The organism is Stenotrophomonas sp. TWI602, assembly GCF_039674045.1.
Taxonomy (GTDB): domain Bacteria; phylum Pseudomonadota; class Gammaproteobacteria; order Xanthomonadales; family Xanthomonadaceae; genus Stenotrophomonas.
In genome coordinates, this window is sequence record NZ_JBDJMT010000004.1 from 176,396 (window position 1) to 197,376 (window position 20,981).

18 protein-coding genes are annotated in these 20,981 nt (G+C 64.1%); 12 read left to right on the top strand and 6 right to left on the bottom strand.

The window, feature by feature from the left end:
* Position 1: 1 nt before the first annotated feature.
* The 6 genes from ABE483_RS06910 to ABE483_RS06935 all read left to right on the top strand — a co-directional run bounded on the left by ABE483_RS06910 (position 2) and on the right by ABE483_RS06935 (position 9,250).
* Positions 2 to 796: an ABC transporter permease gene (locus ABE483_RS06910; protein ID WP_319206731.1), complete on the top strand. Its 795-nt coding sequence runs from the start codon at positions 2 to 4 to the stop codon at positions 794 to 796.
* Positions 786 to 2,150, top strand: a complete 1,365-nt coding sequence (locus ABE483_RS06915) for an ABC transporter ATP-binding protein (RefSeq protein ID WP_346466137.1) — start codon at positions 786 to 788, stop codon at positions 2,148 to 2,150. The genes ABE483_RS06910 and ABE483_RS06915 overlap by 11 nt, the downstream gene beginning before the upstream one ends.
* Positions 2,147 to 5,665 carry a glycosyltransferase gene (locus ABE483_RS06920; RefSeq protein ID WP_346481399.1) on the top strand — a complete coding sequence of 1,173 codons (3,519 nt, stop codon included), beginning with the start codon at positions 2,147 to 2,149 and terminating at the stop codon, positions 5,663 to 5,665. Before ABE483_RS06915 ends, ABE483_RS06920 begins: the two co-directional genes overlap by 4 nt.
* Before the next feature lie 95 nt (positions 5,666 to 5,760).
* The gene (locus tag ABE483_RS06925) at positions 5,761 to 7,950 is read left to right on the top strand and encodes a hypothetical protein (RefSeq protein ID WP_346481400.1); all 2,190 of its coding nucleotides are present in this window, start codon (positions 5,761 to 5,763) and stop codon (positions 7,948 to 7,950) included.
* Entirely contained in the window at positions 7,947 to 8,414 is a 468-nt protein-coding gene (locus ABE483_RS06930) for a GtrA family protein (protein WP_346481401.1), read from the top strand. The genes ABE483_RS06925 and ABE483_RS06930 overlap by 4 nt, the downstream gene beginning before the upstream one ends.
* On the top strand, positions 8,414 to 9,250 hold the full coding sequence (locus ABE483_RS06935; RefSeq protein ID WP_346481402.1) for a glycosyltransferase family A protein: 837 nt from the start codon (positions 8,414 to 8,416) through the stop codon (positions 9,248 to 9,250). Before ABE483_RS06930 ends, ABE483_RS06935 begins: the two co-directional genes overlap by 1 nt.
* A gap of 97 nt (positions 9,251 to 9,347) precedes the next feature.
* On the opposite strand, the gene ABE483_RS06940 is transcribed toward ABE483_RS06935, so the two are convergent.
* The 4 genes from ABE483_RS06940 to ABE483_RS06955 form a co-directional block, all read right to left on the bottom strand.
* Positions 9,348 to 10,304, bottom strand: coding sequence for a glycosyltransferase family 2 protein (locus tag ABE483_RS06940; protein ID WP_346481403.1), 957 nt, complete (start codon positions 10,302 to 10,304; stop codon positions 9,348 to 9,350).
* Complete coding sequence (locus tag ABE483_RS06945; protein ID WP_346466141.1) at positions 10,294 to 10,989, bottom strand: NAD-dependent epimerase/dehydratase family protein; 696 nt, start codon at positions 10,987 to 10,989, stop codon at positions 10,294 to 10,296. The genes ABE483_RS06940 and ABE483_RS06945 overlap by 11 nt, the downstream gene beginning before the upstream one ends.
* A gap of 178 nt (positions 10,990 to 11,167) precedes the next feature.
* Positions 11,168 to 12,109, bottom strand: a complete 942-nt coding sequence (locus ABE483_RS06950; protein ID WP_346462900.1) for an electron transfer flavoprotein subunit alpha/FixB family protein — start codon at positions 12,107 to 12,109, stop codon at positions 11,168 to 11,170.
* Positions 12,109 to 12,855 (bottom strand): electron transfer flavoprotein subunit beta/FixA family protein, encoded by a 747-nt coding sequence (locus tag ABE483_RS06955; RefSeq protein WP_128096508.1) that lies wholly within the window; start codon positions 12,853 to 12,855, stop codon positions 12,109 to 12,111. The genes ABE483_RS06950 and ABE483_RS06955 overlap by 1 nt, the downstream gene beginning before the upstream one ends.
* 261 nt (positions 12,856 to 13,116) lie before the next feature.
* On the opposite strand from ABE483_RS06955, the gene rfbB reads away from it, so the two are divergent.
* Genes rfbB through rfbD form a run of 4 tightly spaced genes read left to right on the top strand, consistent with a single transcriptional unit; the run spans position 13,117 to position 16,532 of the window.
* Positions 13,117 to 14,172, top strand: a complete 1,056-nt coding sequence (gene rfbB / locus ABE483_RS06960; RefSeq protein WP_346462899.1) for a dTDP-glucose 4,6-dehydratase — start codon at positions 13,117 to 13,119, stop codon at positions 14,170 to 14,172.
* Positions 14,173 to 14,203: 31 nt separating this feature from the next.
* Positions 14,204 to 15,091, top strand: coding sequence for a glucose-1-phosphate thymidylyltransferase RfbA (gene rfbA, locus ABE483_RS06965; RefSeq protein WP_346462898.1), 888 nt, complete (start codon positions 14,204 to 14,206; stop codon positions 15,089 to 15,091).
* Positions 15,088 to 15,645 (top strand): dTDP-4-dehydrorhamnose 3,5-epimerase, encoded by a 558-nt coding sequence (rfbC, locus tag ABE483_RS06970; RefSeq protein ID WP_346466143.1) that lies wholly within the window; start codon positions 15,088 to 15,090, stop codon positions 15,643 to 15,645. Before rfbA ends, rfbC begins: the two co-directional genes overlap by 4 nt.
* On the top strand, positions 15,642 to 16,532 hold the full coding sequence (gene rfbD, locus ABE483_RS06975; RefSeq protein WP_346481404.1) for a dTDP-4-dehydrorhamnose reductase: 891 nt from the start codon (positions 15,642 to 15,644) through the stop codon (positions 16,530 to 16,532). Before rfbC ends, rfbD begins: the two co-directional genes overlap by 4 nt.
* 138 nt (positions 16,533 to 16,670) lie before the next feature.
* Here the strand turns inward: rfbD and ABE483_RS06980 are convergent, their stop codons facing one another.
* Both ABE483_RS06980 and ABE483_RS06985 read right to left on the bottom strand, forming a co-directional pair.
* Entirely contained in the window at positions 16,671 to 18,074 is a 1,404-nt protein-coding gene (locus ABE483_RS06980; protein WP_284128400.1) for a mannose-1-phosphate guanylyltransferase/mannose-6-phosphate isomerase, read from the bottom strand.
* Positions 18,075 to 18,090: 16 nt separating this feature from the next.
* Positions 18,091 to 19,440, bottom strand: a complete 1,350-nt coding sequence (locus ABE483_RS06985) for a phosphomannomutase (protein WP_346481405.1) — start codon at positions 19,438 to 19,440, stop codon at positions 18,091 to 18,093.
* A gap of 160 nt (positions 19,441 to 19,600) precedes the next feature.
* Between ABE483_RS06985 and ABE483_RS06990 the strand changes: the two genes are divergently transcribed.
* Both ABE483_RS06990 and ABE483_RS06995 read left to right on the top strand, forming a co-directional pair.
* The gene (locus tag ABE483_RS06990; protein WP_284128398.1) at positions 19,601 to 20,335 is read left to right on the top strand and encodes a CoA transferase subunit A; all 735 of its coding nucleotides are present in this window, start codon (positions 19,601 to 19,603) and stop codon (positions 20,333 to 20,335) included.
* 1 nt (position 20,336) lies between these two features.
* Positions 20,337 to 20,969: a CoA transferase subunit B gene (locus ABE483_RS06995; protein WP_346462895.1), complete on the top strand. Its 633-nt coding sequence runs from the start codon at positions 20,337 to 20,339 to the stop codon at positions 20,967 to 20,969.
* The last annotated feature ends 12 nt before the right edge of the window (positions 20,970 to 20,981 follow it).

The window sequence follows — 20,981 nt, forward strand, 5'->3', positions numbered from 1 at the left end:
GATGGGCATCCTGTCGGTATTCGGAAAAAACCGCTCGCTTGCCTACGAACTGACCCAGCGTGAAGTGCTGGGCCGGTATCGTGGCGCGAGCTTCGGCCTGTTGTGGTCGTTGATCAGTCCGTTCCTGATGTTGCTGGTCTACACGCTGGCGTTCGGCTTCGTGATGAAGGGGCGCTGGCCAGGCTCGAGTGGTTCGACGACTGATTTCGCGCTGATCCTGTTTGCCGGCTTGACCGTCCATGGGTTTTTTGCCGAGTGCTTCATCCGCGCGCCGCAGTTGATCGTCGGCAATACCGGTTATGTGAAACGCGTGGTGTTCCCGCTGGATATCCTGGTGTGGAGCATGACGTTCTCCGCGCTGTTCCACCTCGCCATGAACATGGTGGTATTGCTGATTCTGTATCTGTGCCTGAAAGGCAATATCCACGCCACTGCGCTGCTGTTGCCGCTGGTGCTGGCGCCCTTGGTGATCCTGACCGTTGGCGTCGGCTGGGCGGTATCAGCGCTGGGCGTGTACCTGCGCGACATCGGGCAGATTGCCGGCGTCGTCGCAACCGCCATGTTGTTCCTTTCCTCGGCGATCATTCCGGTGGAATCGGTGCCGGAGAGTTATCGCATCGTGTTTGAACTGAATCCACTGACCTTCATCATCAACCAGGTGCGTGAAGTGGTGATCTGGGGCCGCCTGCCGGATTGGACAGGACTGGCGATCTACACGGTGATCGCGTGCGTGGTCGCATTCATCGGACATCGCATTTTCACCAAGCTGCGCGTGGGGTTTGCCGATGTCCTCTGAAGTCACTGCGGCAGAAACCGTCATCGAGGTCCAGGGCGTCGGCAAGGCGTACCACATGTACGAGCGGCCCTCGCATCGCCTGTGGCAGGCGCTGGCCGGCAAGCGCAAGTCGTTCTACAAGGACTTCTGGGCGCTGCGCGGCGTCAGCTTCTCGATCCGCCGCGGCCAGACCGTGGGTATCGTTGGCCGCAACGGGTCGGGCAAGTCGACCCTGCTGCAGATGATCGCCGGCACCTTGAACCCCACCGAAGGCCATATTTCGGTGAAGGGACGGGTCGCCGCCCTGCTGGAACTGGGCAGCGGCTTCAACCCGGAATTCACCGGGCGTGAGAACGTGCTGCTCAACGCGACCATCCTTGGGCTGCGACGCGATCAGATCGAGCAGCGGATGCAGAGCATCCTGGCGTTCGCCGACATCGGCGAGTTCATCGATCAGCCGGTGCGCAGTTACTCCAGTGGCATGTCCGTGCGCCTGGCGTTCGCGGTGATCGCCCACGTGGATGCGGACATCCTGATCATCGATGAGGCGCTTGCGGTCGGTGATGCGTTCTTCTCGCAGAAGTGCATGCGCTTCCTGCGCGAGTTCCAGAAACACGGCACCCTGCTGTTCGTGAGCCACGATGCCGCGGCCGTCACCAACCTCTGCGAGAACGCGGTATGGCTGGAGAACGGCAAGATGCGCCTGGCCGGGACCTCGCAGGAGGTGGTCGAGGCCTACATGACCGAACAGCACGTCGTCGGCCGGCGCGAGGCAGGGTCCGAAGACATCGTCGTGGCGGCGAAGAAGAAGCCCCGCCGGTTGTCGACCGATCATGCCGATTTCCGCCAGGACGCCTTCAATGAAGCGGGCGTGCAGAATCGCATCGCGTTGTTCGAGTTCGATCCGGACAATGTCGGGCAGGAGTTCGGCGCGGACGGTGCGCGCATTGTCGATGTGCGCATGACCGATGCCGAAGGCACGCCGCTGTCGATCCTGGAAGGAGGCGAGCTGGTGCGCCTGGAGGTGCGGGTCGCCCTGCGCGAAACCCTGGACAACCTGATCGTCGGCTTCTACGTGAAGGACCGACTGGGCCAGCGCCTGTTCGGTGACAACAGTTACTTCGCCTGCAAGGACGCGCCCGTGTCCGGCGAGGCAGGCGAGACCGTGGTAGGGGCATTCGTCTTCCGGATGCCGATCATGCCGTCCGGTTCCTACATGGTCGATGTTGCCGTGGCCTCCGGCGACCAGCACGACCATACACAGCAGCATTGGATCCACGACGCGCTGGAGTTCCGCGCGCTGGATGAAACCATGCGGTTCGGCCTGATCGGGTTGCCGATGCTGTCCATTGAAGTTTCCAAGGAGTCGCGATGATCGAGTTTACCGGCGAGCGCTTTGTGCCCACTGAGCACGGCGTGATCAGGCAGGAGCACCTGCATCGCTATGCGTGGTGCCTGCCGCTGGTGGAAGGCAAGGACGTGCTCGATGTCGCCAGTGGCGAAGGCTATGGCAGCGCCATGCTGGCCTCCAAAGCGCGCTCGGTGCGCGGCGTGGATATTTCCCACGATGCAGTGAATCATGCCGCCGAACGGTATGCCGCGCTTGGCAACCTGCAGTATCTGCAGGGTTCGGCAGCGGCCATTCCGCTTGCCGATGACAGCGTGGATGTCGTGGTGTCCTTCGAGACCATCGAGCACCTGCTGGAGCAGGATGAAATGATGGCCGAGATCCGGCGCGTGCTGCGCCCGGACGGCATTCTGGTCATGTCCTCGCCGAACAAGGAGGTCTACTCCGACCAGGCCGGTTACCACAACGATTATCACGTCAAGGAACTCTATCTCAATGAGTTCCAGGCCCTGCTGGAGAAGTACTTCCCGGCGGTGGAACTGTCCGGTCACCGCATGGCGGTCTGCTCGACCATCACGCCCCTGGATGGCGCGCCGGAACAGCAGGTGTTCCAGGCGTTGGCCGATACCGGCGAACGCGTGGAGCAGCGCGTGGCGCACATGCCGGCGGCGGTCTACTTCGTGGCCATCGCCGCGGCAGACCGTGGGCTGATCCCGGTGCTGCCTGCCTCGGTGCTGTATGCCGAAGGCGAAGATCTTTACAACCATCATCATGAAGTGGCCCGGTGGGCGAAGGCGCAGGATGCGGAGATCGCGTCGTTGCGCGGTCACGTGCAGCGCGAGCAGGCCGAGGTCGGGTCGTTGCACGGGAACCTGTCACAGCAGCAGAACGCGTTGGAGAAGCTCGCAGGAGAATTCGAGCAGCAGCGACAGACTGTCGAGAGCCTCGCAGGCGAGCTCGAACATCAGCGTCAATTGATGAACTCACGGGGGATTGAGCTTCAGCAAAAGCAGCATCATGCCGAAGTCCTCGAGCGTAACCTGGCGCACGCGCAGAATGTGCTGAGCGTCGAGCGCGATCATGCCCGCCGGCTCGAAGGCGCCATCGCGGCGTTGTGGGAAGCGAAAATCCAGCTGGAAGTCGATTTGTCCAATCTCTTGGGCAGCGCACGGGATGACCTCCACAAGCATCACCTTGATATCGGGCTGTTGATGGCCTCGGCGGGGGGAGTGTCCAGTGAATCACCCGCCGCGGACCTGGCGGCCGATCGTCGGCGCGAACAGGAACTGGCCGACGTCGTGCAGCGCTATCGTGGTGAGTTGTCGTCGCTGCAGGCATTCACCAGCACGTTGTTGCAGTCGAAATCGTGGAAAGTCACACGGCCGCTGCGGTTCCTGTCCCGTGTCGTGCGGGGTGACAGCGATGCCGTGTTGAACTCGCTGCGTGCCACTGGCCTGGCACGGCATCGCCTGCTCGCGCCCTTGGTGCCGACGATCAAGCGGTTCTTGATGCGTCGCCGGGACGCTGTCGTGGTTCCGGTGGAGGGGCTCAAGCTGGATCAGATTCTCCAGAATCCCGACCAGGCGCTGCAGGACCTCCGCTTCGAGTCAGTCGAGGCGCCGGTGGTCAGCATCGTCATCCCCACCTACGGCAACTACGAACAGAGCCTGGCCTGCATCGCATCGATCGCCCGTGCCGGTGCGGATGTTTCCTTCGAGGTGCTGGTCCTGGAGGATGCTTCCGGCGATCAGGACATCAAGAAGCTCGCCCGGATTCCGGGCCTGCGGTTCCACGATAACCCGACGAACCTCGGCTTCCTGCTGTCATGCAATCAGTCCTTGACCCTGGCCAAGGGCGAGTTCATTTACCTTCTCAACAACGACACCGAAGTGACGCCTGGCTGGCTTGACGCACTGGTGCAGGTCTTCCGGACCCATCCGGACGCCGGCATGGTCGGCTCCAAACTCGTCTATCCGGACGGGCGGCTGCAGGAGGCCGGTGGCATTGTCTGGGCCGACGGCAGTGCCTGGAATTTTGGCCGTCTGGATGTTCCCGGCAGATCGGCTTATTGCTATCTGAAGGAAGTCGACTACGTCTCGGGTGCGTCGATCATGCTGCCGGCGACCTTGTTCCGGACGCTGGGTGGCTTCGATGAGCGCTATGTACCGGCCTACTATGAAGATACCGATCTTGCCTTCCGGATCCGCGAACAGGGGTTGAAGGTCTATCTCCAGCCGGCATCGGTTGTCGTCCATTACGAAGGTCTGTCCAGCGGCACCGATGAAACGACCGGCGTGAAGGCGTTCCAGGCGATCAACCGCGAGAAGTTCCTGGCACGCTGGGAAAACACGCTGCGCGACGAACAGTTCCCGAACGCCCAGGATGTGTTCCTGGCGCGCGACCGCTCCCGCAACCGCCGACACGTGCTGGTCGTGGACCATTACGTACCGCAGCCGGACCGCGATGCGGGATCACGGGCGACCTGGCAGGTGATCGAGACCCTCGTCCGCCAGGGGTGCCAGGTGTCGTTCTGGCCCGCCAATGCGTACCAGGACCCGATCTATACCCCGCCGCTGCAACAGCTCGGCGTTGAGGTGCTGTGCGGCTCGGAGTACGTCGGTCGCTTCGACGCATGGCTGACCGAACACGGCAACTACCTTGATGCGGTGGTGCTGAACCGGCCGCATATCTCGGCCGACCTGGTTGGCAGTGTCCGTCGGCACAGCCGTGCGAAGGTTGTCTACTACGGGCACGATATCCATCACCTGCGCATGCAGCAGCAGCTGGCGCTGCATCCGGATCGTGAACTCGAAGAAGAGACTCGCCGTTTCCGTGATTTTGAACACGGTCTGTGGAAGCAGGCAGACGTGGTGCTGTACCCATCCACTGATGAAACGGCCCACGTCCGCCGTTGGCTGGCCGAGCATGAGCCGGGTGTCGACATCCGTGCGGAGACCATTCCGCTGTACGCGTATGACCCTGTGCCCGAGGCTGATATGGCCGGGCCGGAGGGCCGCGAGGGCATCCTCTTTGTTGCCGGTTTCGCTCACGCGCCCAACGTCGATGCGGCGTTGTGGTTCGTTCGCGAGGTCCTTCCGCTGGTCCACCGTGAGGTCCCCGGCGTCCGGTTGAGCCTGGTCGGCTCCAATCCGCGGCCGGAGGTCCTGGCGATGGCATCGGCGCATATCGAAGTCACCGGTTACGTCAGCGATCAGGTCCTGACCCAGCGATACCAGCACGCACGCGTCGCGGTGGCCCCGCTGCGTTTCGGCGGTGGTGTGAAGGGGAAAGTGCTGGAAAGCCTGCAGCATGGTCTCCCCTGTGTCACCACCTCGATCGGTATGCAGGGCCTCGGCGCTGCGTCTTCTTTCATGCCGGTAGGTGATGCGGCTGAGGAAATGGCCGCCCATATTGTCAAACTGCTGCGTGATGACGAGGCTTGGCAGCAGGTCTCTGATGCAGAACGGATGTTCATCCGGAGCTTCTACTCGCACGACGCTCTTTGGCGTGTACTGTCCGCAGCCATCGAGCCGCGCTTGTAGCCATTCTGGGCGCAGTGGCTGGCCGGGGTATGCGACGTCGCGCTGTGATGGCTGACGACTAGTCAGGAATTGATGTGACAGGAGTAAAAAATGGCATGAACAAGGCGACGCGCAACCTCATGGGTGCGGCGACGGTGGCGGTGATCGTACTGGTGGTTGCTGTCGCAAGGTTCTCGGGCATCGCGATCCTGCATGGTCCGGACGCCGACGACGTGCTTGTACCGATGTACTTCGACATCAGCCGATCGATAGGTGAGCACGGGCTGTTTGCCGGCATGTACGACTCCGGTCTGGTTGCAGGCTTGTCGTACTGGGGCAGCCCGAGTTTTCATCCCTTGTATCCGTTGTATTTCAACTGGCTGGGCAGTGATTCAACGATTCTGGATACGCTGGATCGCCTGAAGCTGGTTTTCTTTCTCCACATGGGAATCTACGGCGTCGGCAGCTATCTGCTCGGGCGTTGCCTGGGCCTGCGGCAGCTGCTGGCAATCTCCGTCGGCCTCGTCGCTCCTTTCCTGCCTGCGTTCCAGAGCGTTGGAGTGTGGCCGCCCATTTCGGCTTCACTGGCATGGTTGCCGTGGATACTGTTCTTCCAGGCGCGGATCTACCAGCGAGGTTGGGCGCCCGTGGCGGCCATCGGCCTTGCGGCCTCGGTGACGCTTCTTATCTATGCACAGCCAGCGCAGAATCTGGTGCTGGCATTCGTTGGCTCGGCAATTGTCGGAGCGGTTTACAGCGTTGTCGTGCTGAGGCAGCGGGGGTGGCAGAAGGCTCACGTCCACCTTCGTCCCATCTATGCGTCACTTGCGTTGGCCGCGGCGGTGATCGTCGTCGCTTGTTACCCCTACCTGTCCGGGGTGATGGACTTCCATAGCGATTCGATCCGGTGGCTGGGTGATGGTCGGGACATCAGCGGAAAGGACAAGCTGCCCCTGTCCGCGTTGACGGCCCATGGGCTGGGGTGGAAGGCTGTTTTTGCACCCTTCGCATTCGCTCATCAGTACAGCATGGTGGTGGGCAACCTTTATCTGGGCGCTTCCATTGCACTGGCCTGTCTGTCCTATCCATGGTTGTTCAGGACGAGGCCGCTGATGACTGCCTTGCTTGCATCAATCGCAATCAGTGCCATCTTCTGCTTTGCTGCGTTCGGCTGGCTGTTGTATCTGTTGCCGATTGCCAACAAGGTGCGCGAAGTAAACTGGTGGTCGCTGTACGTCGTCATGCTGGCTCTTCCGGTGGGTGCGCTGTGTCTGCAGCGGCTTGTCTCGTTGATCCGCCGCAAGCAGCAGCGTCAGTGGATCTGGTGGCCCGAGATCGCGGCAGCGACCATTGTCGTCATGGCCTTGCTGGGTGTGTTGGTCAGTGGCGAGTTCTATTGGCAGATAATCCCCGTGTTGCTGGGCGCTGCGCTGCTGTGGTGGTCGGCCAGCAGAGGTGTCGCGGTCAACAAGGCGCTGCTGAGCTTGGTTGTCATTGTCTCGGCTGCAGTACCGATTGTCGTTGCCAAGACGCCGAGCCTGGGGCAATCGATGATCGTGCGGGGCGAACGGATAGAACAACGGCATTCGATGGCGACGGTGTTCGCAGCCCTGGAGAGTCCGGAGAACTACCGCGTCGCCGTCAGCGAGACGCTGCCTGATTTCAAAATCCTTGGCCACCAGCTGGCCAATCTCGGAGCCCGGGGGATCCGCGGGGACCTGAATCCACAGCGGCGTTCAAAGTTCGAACTGCTTTACTTCCCCAAGCCCGCGGTGGCCCGGTTGTATGGCGTCCGTTACACGGTGGTTGCGGCAGGGACCGAGGGCGCGCTCGCCATTGATGATCGCTACGCGCTCCGCGACGATCCCGCAGCGCTGCCTCGTCTCTTCCTTGCGGAGGGTGGCCTGGCGGTCGTCCCTTCGCCTTCTGCATCGCTTCAGGCAGCGGACGGCGCTCAGGTCGATCACATCTATGCCACCCCCAGGGCGGTGGAGAGACTGGGGGTAGGGCAGACGACGCTCGGCGAAGGGAAATTCTCGGCCCGTCCGGTCGCTGCCTGGCATAACTCGGCTGTGATGTTGCAGGCGATGGTGGAGACCAGTGGTCCCGCCTTGCTGGTGTTGAACGAAGACAGCGACGGCAGGTGGTATGCCATCGTCGATGGCGACGTTCGACCAGGGGTGGCCGTGAATGGCTTCCAGACTGCATTCGCATTGCCGGCGGCGGGGAAGCATAGCGTCATCATCCGCCGACCTGCCGGCTTTGCCGATTACTTTGCCGGGCTGCCCGTGGGTGGACAGCAGTGAACGGTGAGCGCTCGCCGCTTGCCGGATCGGGCGCTCCCGGTCCACTGCAACGCTTCTTCAAGGATCAGCGCGTCCTCTTCCTGATCGTCGGTGGAGCAAATACAGCGTTCAGCACGGCGTTGTTCGCGGGCTTGGTGCTGCTGTTTGGCCCCGGCGTTCCCTCCGTGACCAGCCTGGTGATCGCATGGGTTGTGTCGCTGGTGCTGGTGTTTTTCGTCTATCGCCGTTTGGTGTTCCGGGTATCGGGTCATGCTTGGCGTGACTTCGCCCGCTTCGCCAGTGTCAACCTCGGCAGTCTGATGATCAACATGGCAGCCCTGGCACTCCTCGCGGATGTGCTGGGTCTGCCCCCCATTCCGACACAGATCCTCATCACAGTGGTCGTGGTGATCTTCAATTATGTCGGTCACAAGTATTTCTCGTTCCGGCGACGCCCGGAGCCTGGTTCCAAGGAGGAACGTTGATGACTCCTCGAGTGTCGGTCGTTGTACCTGCCTACAAGAATGCGGACTACCTGCAGCAGACCCTGGATTCAATCCTGGCGCAGGACTATCAGGATTACGAACTGGTCATTGCCGATCATTCATCCGCTGATGGAACCGAGACACTGTTGGCGCAGTATGCCGAGCACCCGCGCGTACGTGTTCTGTCACCGACCCCGCCAGGCGGCGGTGCCAAGGCCAACTGGGACCGGGTAACGCAGGCCGCACGTGGTGAGCTGTTGAAGCTGGTGTGTGGTGACGACCTCATCGCACCGGATGCGCTCAGCAAGCAGGTCGCCGCGCTTGATGCCCACCCTTCTGCGGTGTTCGTCGCCTGTAAGCGAGATCTCATCGACGCGCAGGGAAAGGTGGTGATCGGTGCCCGGGGGCTCGGCACGCTCAATGGCCTGGTCTCGGGCCGTGACGCCGTGCGCGCTTCAGTAATGGCCGGAACAAATCTGTTCGGCGAGCCCGGGTGCGTGATGTTCCGGCGCGAGCTGCTGCCTGCCAGCGGATGGGACAACAGTCACCCCTACCTCATCGATCAGGCAAGCTACACCAGCGTGATGCTGCAGGGAGACATGGTGGCGTTACGCGAAAGCCTGGCCAGCTTCAGGATCAACGCCGGGCAGTGGAGCGTGCGTCTGATGCATGAACAGGCGAATCAGGCTATCGCATTCCACAACGCGTTGGCTGCGGCAGATCCCACTTTGTTGCCAGGCCTGACGCTTCGCGTGGGGAATCTCAAGGCTCGCTTGATGGCCCATGCGCGCCGCTTGACCTATGTCTGGCTGGGTCGCCGAATGCAGGCCGGCTGAGGCCGGCTGCCCGAGGGAAGCCCCTGAGGCATGAGCGGATGACCTGCTTGGTCTCCAGGGGCGCAGTGACCACGTTCCGCCGGCAACGTCAGCGCGGTCAGCTCTCCGGCGCGTCATCCACATTGGCGGTTTCGCCAATGATGTACTGAGGGCGATTATTGATGTTCAGCAGGATTCTGCCGGTGTACTCGCCAATCGCACCCAACGCCAACAACTGCAGACCACCCATGAAGAGGATGGTGATGATCAGCGAGGGCCACCCGACAGCAACCTGAGGGGAGTGCAGTTTCTGCCACAGGACGACGATCGCAAGCAGAAAGGCGATGCACGAGGCCACGATACCTGCGAGGGATACAAACCTCAGCGGAACGATCGAGAAGCTGGTGGCCATCTGCAACCACAGCGAGATGGACTTGCTCAGGCTGTAACCGGACTGCCCATCCCCGCGTGCATGATGCTGCGCGATGACGGTTGCGATGCGTTTGTGGCTGGTGCTTTGGATCAGCAGTCCATCAAGGTAGACGAAAGGACCGTTGTACCTCCGCGCCTCTTCACCGAGTTCGCGGACGAATCCCCGAAACGGAGAGAGGTACAGGCCCTTTGGCTTCTTGAGCAGGCGCGCGGCAACCATGTCGTTGAAGCGGCTGCCGAGCCGCTTCCATAGCGCGTGCTGCTTTTCCGGGAACTGCGCGTAGCACAGGTCTGCGCCTTCACGTAGTTTGGCGACGATCCGAGGAATGTCGGCAGGATCGTGCTGGAGGTCGTCGTCCATCGTCACGATGTATCGGCCGCGCGCTATGCCAAGTCCCGCCATGATCGCATTGTGCTGCCCTGCGTTTCGTCGTAGATCCAAGCCACGCAGCCAAGGGCGTGCCTGGGCCTGCTGCACGATGACGGACCAGGCGTCATCGGGGCCGGCGTCATGCACCAGAATGACTTCAAAGCCGCCGTCCCCAAACGCCGGGAACAGTGTCTCCTCCAGTCTGGCCACCAGGTTCGGCAGGATGCCGGCGCTGCCATAGACAGGTATGACGACGGAGATTTCAGGATTCATGGGGCTGGCCGTAGTACTTGTGGATCACGCGGAGAGGGTAGTCTGGACCAAAATCCAGCCCGATGTCGCGCGCCGTGCGCTCGGCCAGCGCGGTATCAATCAGCATCTCCTCGCCCCGGTCCACCGCGATGATCTGCGCGCGGCGTCCAAGCACGGATTCGAACAGGCCGACGATCTCCGTCATCGGCAGCGACCATGGGGAAGCGATCGAGGCCACCTTTGGCACCGGCCCAGCGCCGGAGAGCAGCTGCGCGGCGATGCGGACGACGTCGTCGATATCGATCAGATTGCGGCAGGCGCGTGTCCAGACGGTCAGCGGATCGCCAGCCAGGATGCGGTCTCGCAGGAAGTTGGTGAGCGTGTTCGGATTGCGGGTATGCCCGACCACCTGTGGAAGCCGCAGCACGATACCGGCCGGATGCGCGGCGACCAGTGCTTCCATGGCACGTTTGTGCCGGAAATAGGGCGAGTCCTGCAGCGGGTTGACCACATTGCAGCTGCCGAAATAGACCAGCCGGGTGATGTCGCCGGCCAGGTACTGCGCCAGCATTGCACGCTCGCGTGCGAAGGCGGCCGGGTCTGTTTCGCTGGAGTTGGACACCCCGGAGGCGAAAATGACGGTTCTGGCGTCGTCTGCGAACAGGGGCGCGAATGCACGCGCCACCAGTCCCGAACCGACGATCATCGCAGGTCCCCGTTCGGTAGGCAGTGGCGGAAAGGTACGGGCATATCGAATCACGTCCATGCTGGGCGGCCGGTGGCAGCGCTGCGGCCACCCGGGGGGCTTACCTTACGCGGCCTGGACGGCCCGCGGAAAGAGGCAGGGCGTGAGGGCCAAGGCCATCACGCCCTGCGGGTCGGGCTCAGCCCAGCGCCGCTTCCAGCTCGGGCAGCAGGGTGAACAGATCCCCCACCAGGCCGATATCGGCGATCTCGAAGATCGGCGAGTCCGGGTCCTTGTTGATCGCCACGATGGTCCCGGCGTCCTTGATGCCGGTCAGGTGCTGGATGGCACCGCTGATGCCGACGGCCACGTACAGCTCCGGCGAGATGATCTTGCCGGTCTGGCCGACCTGCAGGTCGCTCGGCACATAGCCGGCGTCCACGGCGGCGCGGGAGGCACCGACCGCGGCACCGAGCTTGTCGGCCAGCTGGAAGATCACCTTGAAGTTCTCTTCCGAACCCACGCCACGGCCGCCGGACACTACGCGCTTGGCGCTCTGCAGGTCCGGGCGGTCGGTGGCACCGGCGGCGAGGCCGATGAAGCGGGTGTGGCTCGGCAGGGTCGCATCGACGCTGGCCGCTTCCACGCTGGCGCTGCCGCCCTTGGCTGCTTCCGGCCACGAGGCGGCACGCACGGTGGCGACCACGATCTGGTCGGCCGGCACTTCGACGGTGATGATGGCGTTGCCCGCATAGATCGGGCGCTTGAAGCTGTGGCTGCCTTCGACGGTCATCAGGTCCGAGACCTGGTTGACGCCCAGCAGGGCGGCCACGCACGGCATCAGGTCCTTGCCGAAGGTGGTCGAGGGGCCGAACACGTGGGTGTAGCCGGTGGCCAGCTGCGCGATCTGCGGGGCCAGCACCTGGGCGAGCGCCTGCGCGTTGGCGGCGTTGGCCACGGTCAGCACCCTGGCCACGCCCGCCAGCTGCGCAGCCTCGGCGGCCACGGCGGCCGGATCGGCGGCCAGCACCAGCACGTCGATGCTGGCGCCGCTGATCGCGGCGGCCGCGCTGACGGTCTTGGCGGTGGCGGCGTTGAGCTTGCCGTCGTGGTGTTCAGCGACAACGAGGATCTTGGTCATTACAGCAACCCCTTCTGCTTGAGTGCAGCGACCAGTTCGGCCGCATCCTTGACCATCACACCCTTGCTGCGCTTGACCGGCGCGGCGTACTGGGTGGTCTTGAAGGTATCGGCGGCTTCAACGCCGAGGTCGGCCAGCTGCAGGGTCTCCAGCGGCTTGGCCTTGGCCTTCATGATGTCGGGCAGCTTGATGAAGCGCGGCTCGTTCAGGCGCAGGTCCGTGGTGACCACGGCCGGCAGGTCGACTTCCAGCGTTTCCAGGCCGGCGTCGACTTCACGGGTGACCGTGGCCTTGCCGTCGGCAATGTCCAGCTTGCTGGCGAAGGTCGCCTGCGGGCGGCCCCACAGCGTGGCCAGCATCTGGCCGGTCTGGTTGGCGTCGTCGTCGATGGCCTGCTTGCCCAGGATCACCAGGTCCGGCTGTTCCTTCTCGACCAGCTTGAGCAGGGTGCGGGCGGCGGTCAGCGGCTGGATCGCCTGGTCGGTCACGACATGGATGGCGCGGTTGGCGCCCATGGCCAGGCCGTTGCGCAGGTGCGCCTGGGCATCGGCCGGTGCGATCGTGGCGACCACGACCTCGGTGGCGATGCCCTTGTCGCGCAGGCGCAGCGCTTCTTCCAGCGCGATTTCATCGAACGGGTTGGGGGACAGCTTGACGCCGTCGGTGACCACGCCGGAACCGTCCGGCTTGACCTGAATGCGGACGTTGTAGTCCACCACGCGCTTGTACGCGACGAGGATTTTCATCTGGTGCTGGATCCTTCAATAACGGGAGAACGTCCGGTTCTTTGACTAGCAACCGGTTCGGGGGTGGGACAGCGATTCTAACTGGCGCAAGGGCACCATGCGAATGCGTATGGTTATGCTGCAGCGCGTCATGAAATCGACGGAAAACGCCGACTGTTCACGCTGCACGGGCAGTCGTGAAGACGGCCGCCATGTATCCTGTGGCGCTGAGTCGGGGCGCCACCAGGCCCCCTGCACGCACATCGAACAGGAGAACGGGTAGTGCCCACATGGCTTGTCACCGGCGGAGCCGGATTCATTGGCGGTAACTTTGTCCTCGAAGCGGTCGCCAAAGGCGTGCGCGTCATCAATCTCGATGCGCTGACCTACGCGGGCAACCTCAAGACGCTGGCCTCGCTGGACGGCAACCCGGACCACGTGTTTGTCGAGGGCGACATCGGCGACCAGGCGCTGGTGTCGCGCCTGCTGGCCGAGCACCAGCCCGACGCGGTGCTGAACTTCGCCGCCGAAAGCCACGTGGACCGTTCCATCGACGGCCCGGGCGCGTTCATCCAGACCAACGTGGTGGGCACCCTGGCGCTGCTGGAAGCCGTACGCGATTACTGGAAGGCGCTGCCGGACGACAAGGGCCAGGCGTTCCGCTTCCTGCACGTCTCCACCGATGAGGTCTACGGCACCCTCGGCGAGACCGGCAAGTTCAGCGAGACCACCCCGTATGCGCCCAACTCGCCGTACTCGGCGTCCAAGGCGGCCTCGGACCATCTGGTGCGCGCGTTCCACCACACCTACGGGCTGCCGGTGCTGACCACCAACTGCTCCAACAACTACGGCCCGTACCACTTCCCCGAGAAGCTGATCCCGCTGGTGATCGCCAAGGCCCTGGCCGGCGAACCGCTGCCGGTCTACGGCGATGGCAAGCAGGTGCGCGACTGGCTGTTCGTCAGCGACCACTGCGAAGCGATCCGCACCGTGCTGGCCAAGGGCCAGATCGGTGAGACCTACAACGTCGGCGGCAACTCCGAGAAGCAGAACATCGAAGTGGTGCAGGCGATCTGCGCACTGCTCGATGCACGCCGCCCGCGTGAGGATGGCCAGCCGCGCGCCAGCCAGATCACCTACGTGACCGACCGCCCCGGCCATGACCGCCGCTACGCGATCGATGCCTCCAAGCTCAAGGACCAGCTGGGCTGGGAGCCGAAGTACACCTTCGAGCAGGGCATCGGCTTCACCGTGGACTGGTACCTGGACAACCAGGACTGGGTCAACGGCGTGCTCGACGGCAGCTACCGCCTGCAGCGCATCGGCACCACCGCCTGAGCGCGGTGATCACCAGACAGAGGACAACCGCATGACTCAACGCAAGGGCATCATCCTCGCAGGTGGTTCGGGCACGCGCCTGTATCCGATCACCAAGGGCGTCAGCAAGCAGCTGCTGCCCGTGTACGACAAGCCGATGATCTACTACCCGCTCAGCGTGCTGATGCTGGCCGGGATCCGCGACGTGCTGATCATCAACACGCCGCACGAGCAGGCGCTGTTCCAGAGCCTGCTTGGCGATGGCTCGCAGTGGGGCATGAACATCGAGTACGCCGTGCAGCCGAGTCCGGACGGGCTGGCGCAGGCCTACCTGATCGGCAAGGACTTCATCGGCGGCAAGCCGAGCTGCCTGGTGCTGGGCGACAACATCTTCCACGGTCATGGCCTGCGTGAAGTGCTGCGCAATGCCGACCAGCGCGATACCGGTGCCACGGTGTTCGGTTACTGGGTCAATGATCCGGAGCGCTACGGCGTGGCCGAATTCGACAAAGCCGGCAAGGTCATCGATCTGGTCGAGAAGCCCGAAAAGCCGCGTTCGAACTATGCCGTCACCGGCCTGTACTTCTACGACGGCAACGCCAGCGATTACGCCGCGGAGCTGAAGCCGTCGCCGCGCGGCGAGCTGGAGATCACCGATCTCAACCAGCGTTACCTGCGCGAGGGCAACCTGCATCTGGAAGCGCTGGGTCGTGGCTATGCGTGGCTGGATACCGGCACCCACCAGTCGCTGCTGGAAGCCTCCAACTTCATCGAGACCATCCAGACCCGCCAGGGCCTGCAGGTCTGCTGCCCGGAAGAAATCGCCTTCGGCCAGGGCTGGATCAACGCCGAGCAGCTGGAGAGGCTGGCAGCGCCGCTGATCAAGAACGGCTACGGCCAGTACCTGCACACGCTGGCTGTGCGAGGAGTGGTGCCGTGAAGATTGTCGACACCAAGCTGCCGGGTTGCGTGGTGATCGAGCCGGCCGTGTTCGGCGACGAGCGCGGCTTCTTCTTCGAGACCTGGAACGCGGCCCGCTTCGGTGAGCATGGACTGCCGACGAAATTCGTACAGAGCAACGTCTCCAGCTCGTCCAAGGGCGTGCTGCGCGGCCTGCACTATCAGTGGCCGCGGCCGCAGGGCAAGCTGGTCAGCGTGCTTGAAGGCGAAGTCTACGACGTGGCGGTGGATATCCGTCGTGGCTCGCCGACCTTCGGCCAGTGGGCCGCCGTGGTGCTGAGCGCGGAGAACAAGAAGCAGTTCTGGATTCCGGAAGGCTTCGCGCATGGTTTCGCCGTGCTGTCCGAACGGGCGATTTTCAGCTACCTCTGCACCGAGGTGTACCTGAAGGACTTCGACGCCGGCGTCCGCTGGAACGATGCCGACATCGCCGTCGACTGGCCGATCAGCGCACCCACGCTGTCGGCCAAGGACGAGTCTGCGCCGTTCCTGAAGGACATCGCCGAGGACCGCCTGCCGGTCTACCAGCCGTGACGATCCTGCTGCTGGGGGCCAATGGCCAGCTTGGCCAGGAACTGCGACGCGCACTGGCCCCGCTGGGTACGATCGTGGCGACCACCCGCAGTGGCGCGCTGCCCGACGGCAGCGCGTGCGAGGTGGCCGACTTCGACCAGCCCGCCTCGCTAACCGCACTGCTGGACCGCGTCCGGCCGGCGCTGGTGGTCAATGCCGCCGCCTACACCGCGGTGGACCGGGCCGAGGACGACCGGGAGGCGGCTTTCCGTGCGAACGCCGAAGCCCCCGGTGTACTGGCGCACTGGTGCGCGCAGGCCGGCGTCCCGTTGGTGCATTACTCCACCGATTACGTGTTCGACGGGCAGGGCACGCGCCCGTACCGGGAAGACGATGCGACCGCCCCGCTGGGCGTGTATGGCGCCAGCAAGCTGGCCGGTGAGCAAGCCATCCGTGCGGCCGGTGGACGCCACCTGATCTTCCGCACCGCGTGGGTATACGCTTCCCACAGCGCCAACTTCCTGCGCACGATGCTGCGGGTGGGGGCGGAGCGCGACGTACTGCGCGTGGTGGCGGATCAGATTGGTACGCCGACGCCGGCAGCGTTGATTGCCGATGTGACCGCGCAGGCGCTGCAGCACGACGGGGCACTGTCGGGCACGTGGCATCTGACCGCCAAAGGCGAGACCAGCTGGCACGGCTTTGCCGAAGCGATCTTTGCGGACGCGGTCGCAACAGGCGTGCTGCCGCGGGCACCGAACGTCGAGGCGATCTCCACGGCCGAGTACCCGACGCCGGCCAAGCGCCCCGCCTATTCGCACCTGGATGTGGCGAAGCTGGAGCAGGACTTCGGCGTCGTGCTGCCACGCTGGCAGGACGGTCTGAAGCGGGTCATCGCGGACTGCTGACCCAGGCGTAGAGCCACGCCATGCGTGGCTGACGCGGTGTCAGGATTCCAGGCAGGGCAGCCACGCATGGCGTGGCTCTACCCGCAATAAAAAAAACCCGGCCTTGGCCGGGTTTTCTGTTTATCTGTCTGGCGTCGATCAGGTACGCCCGTACGTGTCCTCGAACCGCACGATATCGTCCTCGCCCAGATAGCTGCCGGACTGCACTTCGATCAGCTCCAGCGGCAACTTGCCCGGGTTCTTCAGGCGATGGGTCACGCCCAGCGGGATGTACGTGCTCTGGTTCTCGGTGAGCAGCAGCACTTCTTCCCCACGCGTGACTTCGGCGGTACCGCTGACCACGATCCAGTGTTCGGCGCGGTGGTGGTGCATCTGCAGGCTCAGCGTTGCGCCCGGCTTGACCGTGATGCGCTTGACCTGGAAGCGGGCGCCATTGTCGATCGAGTCGTAGGCGCCCCACGGGCGGTATACCTTGCGGTGCCAGGTCGCTTCGGGACGGCCATCGGCCTTGATCCGGGCGACCACCTGCTTGATCTCCTGCATGCGGTCGCTCTTGCCGACCATGACCGCATCATCGGTCTCGACCACGATCACGTCATCCAGGCCGACCAGCGCGATCAGGCGCTCGCCGTAGGCGAAGGTGTTGCGGCAGTCGATCGCGATCACGTCGCCGTGGTGCGCGTTGCCCTCGCCATCCTGTTCGGACACGTCACGCAGCGCGGTCCACGAACCGACGTCGTTCCAGCCGGCATCCAGCGGCACGACCACGGCGTCGGCGGTCTTTTCCATCACCGCGTAGTCGATGGAATCCGACGGCACGGCGGCGAAGGCGTCTTTGTCCAGGCGGGTGAAATCGCTGTCGCGGCGCGCCTGCTGCCAGGCGGTGCGGCTGCCGGCCAGCATGGCGGGATTGAACGTCTCCAGCTCGGCCAGGAAGCGCGAGGCCTTGAACAGGAACATGCCGCTGTTCCAGAAATACTCGCCCGACTGCACGTACGCGCTGGCGGTTTCCGCATCCGGCTTCTCGACAAACCGATCCACGGCGCGGACATCACCTTTGGAGGCCGCCTTGATGTAGCCGTAGCCGGTTTCGGGGCCGGTCGGCACGATGCCGAACGTCACCAGCTTGCCGGACTCCGCGGCCGGTACCGCACGCAGTACGGCAGCACGGAACGCCTGTTCGTCGGCGATTACATGGTCCGACGGCAGCACCAGCAGCAGCGCATCATCACCCTCGCGCGTCGCTTCCAGCGCGGCCACCGCGATCGCCGGGGCGGTGTTGCGGCCAATCGGCTCCAGCAGGATTGCCTGCGGCTGCACGCCCAGCTGCTGCAGCTGCTCGGCGGCGACGAAGCGGTGCTCCTCGTTGGCGACGATCAGCGGCGCGCGGCCGGCGATCGCTGCCACACGCTGCCAGGTGGCCTGCAGCATGGTCTGTTCGCCGGCCAATGCCAGGAACTGCTTGGGGTAGGACTCGCGCGACAGTGGCCACAGGCGGGTGCCGGAGCCGCCGGAAAGGATGACGGGAAGAAGGTTCTGCATGGTGGGGGTACTCGCCTCAGGCGTCCTTGAGCAATTGGGAAATTTCATCGGTGCGTGCGCGCAGCAGCGCTGCGTCGCCGCGGGTTTCAACATTCAGGCGCAGCAGCGGCTCGGTGTTGGAACTGCGCAGGTTGAAGCGCCACTCGCCGAAATCGGCGCTGATGCCATCGGTGTGGTCCAGTGCCGGCGCCTGCGCGGCGTAATGCTCCATCACGCGGGCGACGGAGCGCTTGGCATCGGCGACCTTGAAATTGATCTCGCCACTGCACGGGAACTTCTGCATGCGCGCTTCGACCAGATCGGCCAGCGAGCGGCCGGACTCGGACACCAGCGCGGCGATCAGCAGCCACGGGATCATGCCGGAATCGGCGTAGGCGAACTCGCGGAAATAATGGTGCGCACTCATCTCGCCGCCGTAGACGGCATTTTCCGAGCGCATCTTTTCCTTGATGAACGCGTGGCCGCTCTTGCACAGCACCGGCTGGCCACCGGCGTCCTCGACCATTTCCACCGTGTTCCAGGTCAGGCGCGGGTCGTGCACGATCTTGCCGCCGGGCTGGCGCGCGAGGATCGCCTGGGCAAGCAGACCGACCAGGTAATAGCCTTCGATGAAGCGGCCGTTATGGTCGAAGAAGAAGCAGCGGTCGAAGTCGCCATCCCAGGCGATGCCGAAGTCCGCGCCATGCTCGCGCACGGCCTGTGCGGTGAGCTCGCGGTTTTCCGGCAGCAGCGGATTGGGGATGCCATTCGGGAAGCTGCCATCGGGCTCGTGGCAGATGCGGATGAACTCCAGCGGCAGGTGCGGGGCGAGCAGATCCACGATCGTGCCGGCGCCGCCGTTGCCGGCATTGACGACCAGCTTCAAGGGCTTGAGGGCCTTGGGCTCGATGTAGCTCAGCAGGTGCGCGATGTAGGCGCTCTTGTCCGGATGCGACTGCAGGCCGGCGCTCGGCTCGGCGGCGGGGGCCTGGTCGGCCTCGACCGCATCGGAGATCGCGAACAGGCCGGTATCGGAACTGATCGGGCGGGCCTGCTCCTTGACCAGCTTCATGCCGTTGTAATCCATCGGATTATGGCTGGCGGTGACCATGACCCCGCCGGCCGCCTTCAGGTGGTCCACCTGGAAATAGACTTCTTCGGTTCCGCACAGCCCGATGTCGAGCACCTCGCGGCCGGCGCCGCGCAGGCCGGCTGCCAGCGCATCCTGCAGGGCCCCGCTGGTGAGGCGGACATCGTGGCCAACCACCACCGTGCCGGGCGACAGCTGCGCCGCCAGGGCCACGCCGATGCGACGGGCCAGATCTTCGTTCAGTTCATCCGGAACCCGGCCGCGGATGTCGTACGCCTTGAATGCGGGGAGCGTCATCTATTCAGTCCTTCTGACAGTCAGCGCACTAGTTTAGCCGCTGCCGTGTATGGGAATCGTTTTCACCGGGGCGGGCCGGGTCAATGCCGGAGCCCGGGGGCAGGGAAAGCCCCGGGCAATGGCTACAATGGCCGCTTACATCAACGAGGTGAGGGCGTAGATGAGCAAGTCCCCAGACAACGCCGGGCGACGTGGAAAGCAGTACGCCAGTGCGGCTGAAGCGCTGCAAGGCGCCATCGCCGATGGCCAGACCCTGGCGGTCGGCGGGTTCGGCCTGTGCGGTATTCCCGAGGCCCTGATCGCCGCGCTGCGCGATTCCGGTGCCAAGGATCTGACCGTGATCTCCAACAATGCGGGCGTGGATGGCTTTGGCCTCGGCCAGCTGCTGGCGACCCGCCAGATCCGGAAAATGATCTCGTCCTACGTGGGCGAGAACAAGGAATTCGAGCGCCAGTACCTGGCCGGTGAGCTGGAGCTGGAGTTCAACCCGCAGGGCACCCTGGCCGAGCGCCTGCGTGCCGGTGGTGCGGGCATCCCGGCCTTCTTCACCGCAACCGGCTACGGCACGGTGGTGGCCGAGGGCAAGGAAACCCGCGAATTCGATGGCAAGCACTACGTGATGGAGACCGCGCTGCGCGCCGACGTCGCGCTGGTCAAGGCGTGGAAGGCCGACGAGGCCGGCAACCTGGTGTTCCGCAAGACCGCGCGCAACTTCAACCCGGCCTGCGCGATGGCCGGCAAGCTGTGCATCGTGGAAGTGGAAGAGGTGGTGCCGGTGGGCAGCATCGACCCGGACCAGGTGCACCTGCCGGGCATCTACGTGCACCGCATCGTGCACAACCCGCACCCCGAGAAGCGTATCGAACAGCGTACCGTGCGCCAGGAGGCGAACTGAGATGGCCTGGACCCGCGATGAAATGGCACAGCGCGCCGCGCGCGAACTGACCGACGGCGCCTACGTGAACCTGGGTATTGGCCTGCCGACCCTGGTCGCCAACCACATTCCCGACGGTGTGGATGTCTGGTTGCAGTCCGAAAATGGCCTGCTCGGCATCGGCCCGTTCCCGACCGAGGCCGAGGTCGACGCCGACCTGATCAATGCCGGCAAGCAGACGGTGACCGCACGCGCGGGCGCCAGCTACTTCGGCAGCCACGACAGCTTCGCGATGATCCGCGGCGGCCACATCAACCTGGCCATCCTCGGCGCGATGCAGGTCACCGACAAGGGCGACCTCGCGAACTGGATGGTGCCGGGCAAGATGGTCAAGGGCATGGGCGGGGCGATGGATCTGGTCGCCGGCGTGCAGCGCGTGGTGGTGCTGATGGAGCACACCGCCAAAAGCGGCGAGCACAAGATTCTGCCCGAGTGCAATCTGCCGCTGACCGGTGTCGGCGTGGTGGACCGCATCATCACCGACCTTGCCGTGTTCGATGTCACTGACACGGGCCTGGTGCTGGTCGAGGCGGCTCCGGGCGTGGGTATGGATGAGTTGAAGGAAAAGACCGGCGTGGCCTTCGTCCAAGCCTGATTGCCATTGCCG

What these genes read in the sequence shown, in the direction of transcription:
- ABE483_RS06910 (WP_319206731.1), top strand. Translation starts at nt 2, where the DNA reads ATGGGCATCCTGTCGGTATTCGGAAAAAACCGCTCGCTTGCCTACGAA.
- ABE483_RS06915 (WP_346466137.1), top strand. Translation starts at nt 786, where the DNA reads ATGTCCTCTGAAGTCACTGCGGCAGAAACCGTCATCGAGGTCCAGGGC.
- ABE483_RS06920 (WP_346481399.1), top strand. Translation starts at nt 2,147, where the DNA reads ATGATCGAGTTTACCGGCGAGCGCTTTGTGCCCACTGAGCACGGCGTG.
- ABE483_RS06925 (WP_346481400.1), top strand. Translation starts at nt 5,761, where the DNA reads ATGAACAAGGCGACGCGCAACCTCATGGGTGCGGCGACGGTGGCGGTG.
- ABE483_RS06935 (WP_346481402.1), top strand. Translation starts at nt 8,414, where the DNA reads ATGACTCCTCGAGTGTCGGTCGTTGTACCTGCCTACAAGAATGCGGAC.
- ABE483_RS06940 (WP_346481403.1), bottom strand. Translation starts at nt 10,304, where the DNA reads ATGAATCCTGAAATCTCCGTCGTCATACCTGTCTATGGCAGCGCCGGC.
- ABE483_RS06945 (WP_346466141.1), bottom strand. Translation starts at nt 10,989, where the DNA reads ATGATCGTCGGTTCGGGACTGGTGGCGCGTGCATTCGCGCCCCTGTTC.
- ABE483_RS06950 (WP_346462900.1), bottom strand. Translation starts at nt 12,109, where the DNA reads ATGACCAAGATCCTCGTTGTCGCTGAACACCACGACGGCAAGCTCAAC.
- ABE483_RS06955 (WP_128096508.1), bottom strand. Translation starts at nt 12,855, where the DNA reads ATGAAAATCCTCGTCGCGTACAAGCGCGTGGTGGACTACAACGTCCGC.
- rfbA (WP_346462898.1), top strand. Translation starts at nt 14,204, where the DNA reads ATGACTCAACGCAAGGGCATCATCCTCGCAGGTGGTTCGGGCACGCGC.
- ABE483_RS06980 (WP_284128400.1), bottom strand. Translation starts at nt 18,074, where the DNA reads ATGCAGAACCTTCTTCCCGTCATCCTTTCCGGCGGCTCCGGCACCCGC.
- ABE483_RS06985 (WP_346481405.1), bottom strand. Translation starts at nt 19,440, where the DNA reads ATGACGCTCCCCGCATTCAAGGCGTACGACATCCGCGGCCGGGTTCCG.
- ABE483_RS06990 (WP_284128398.1), top strand. Translation starts at nt 19,601, where the DNA reads ATGAGCAAGTCCCCAGACAACGCCGGGCGACGTGGAAAGCAGTACGCC.
- ABE483_RS06995 (WP_346462895.1), top strand. Translation starts at nt 20,337, where the DNA reads ATGGCCTGGACCCGCGATGAAATGGCACAGCGCGCCGCGCGCGAACTG.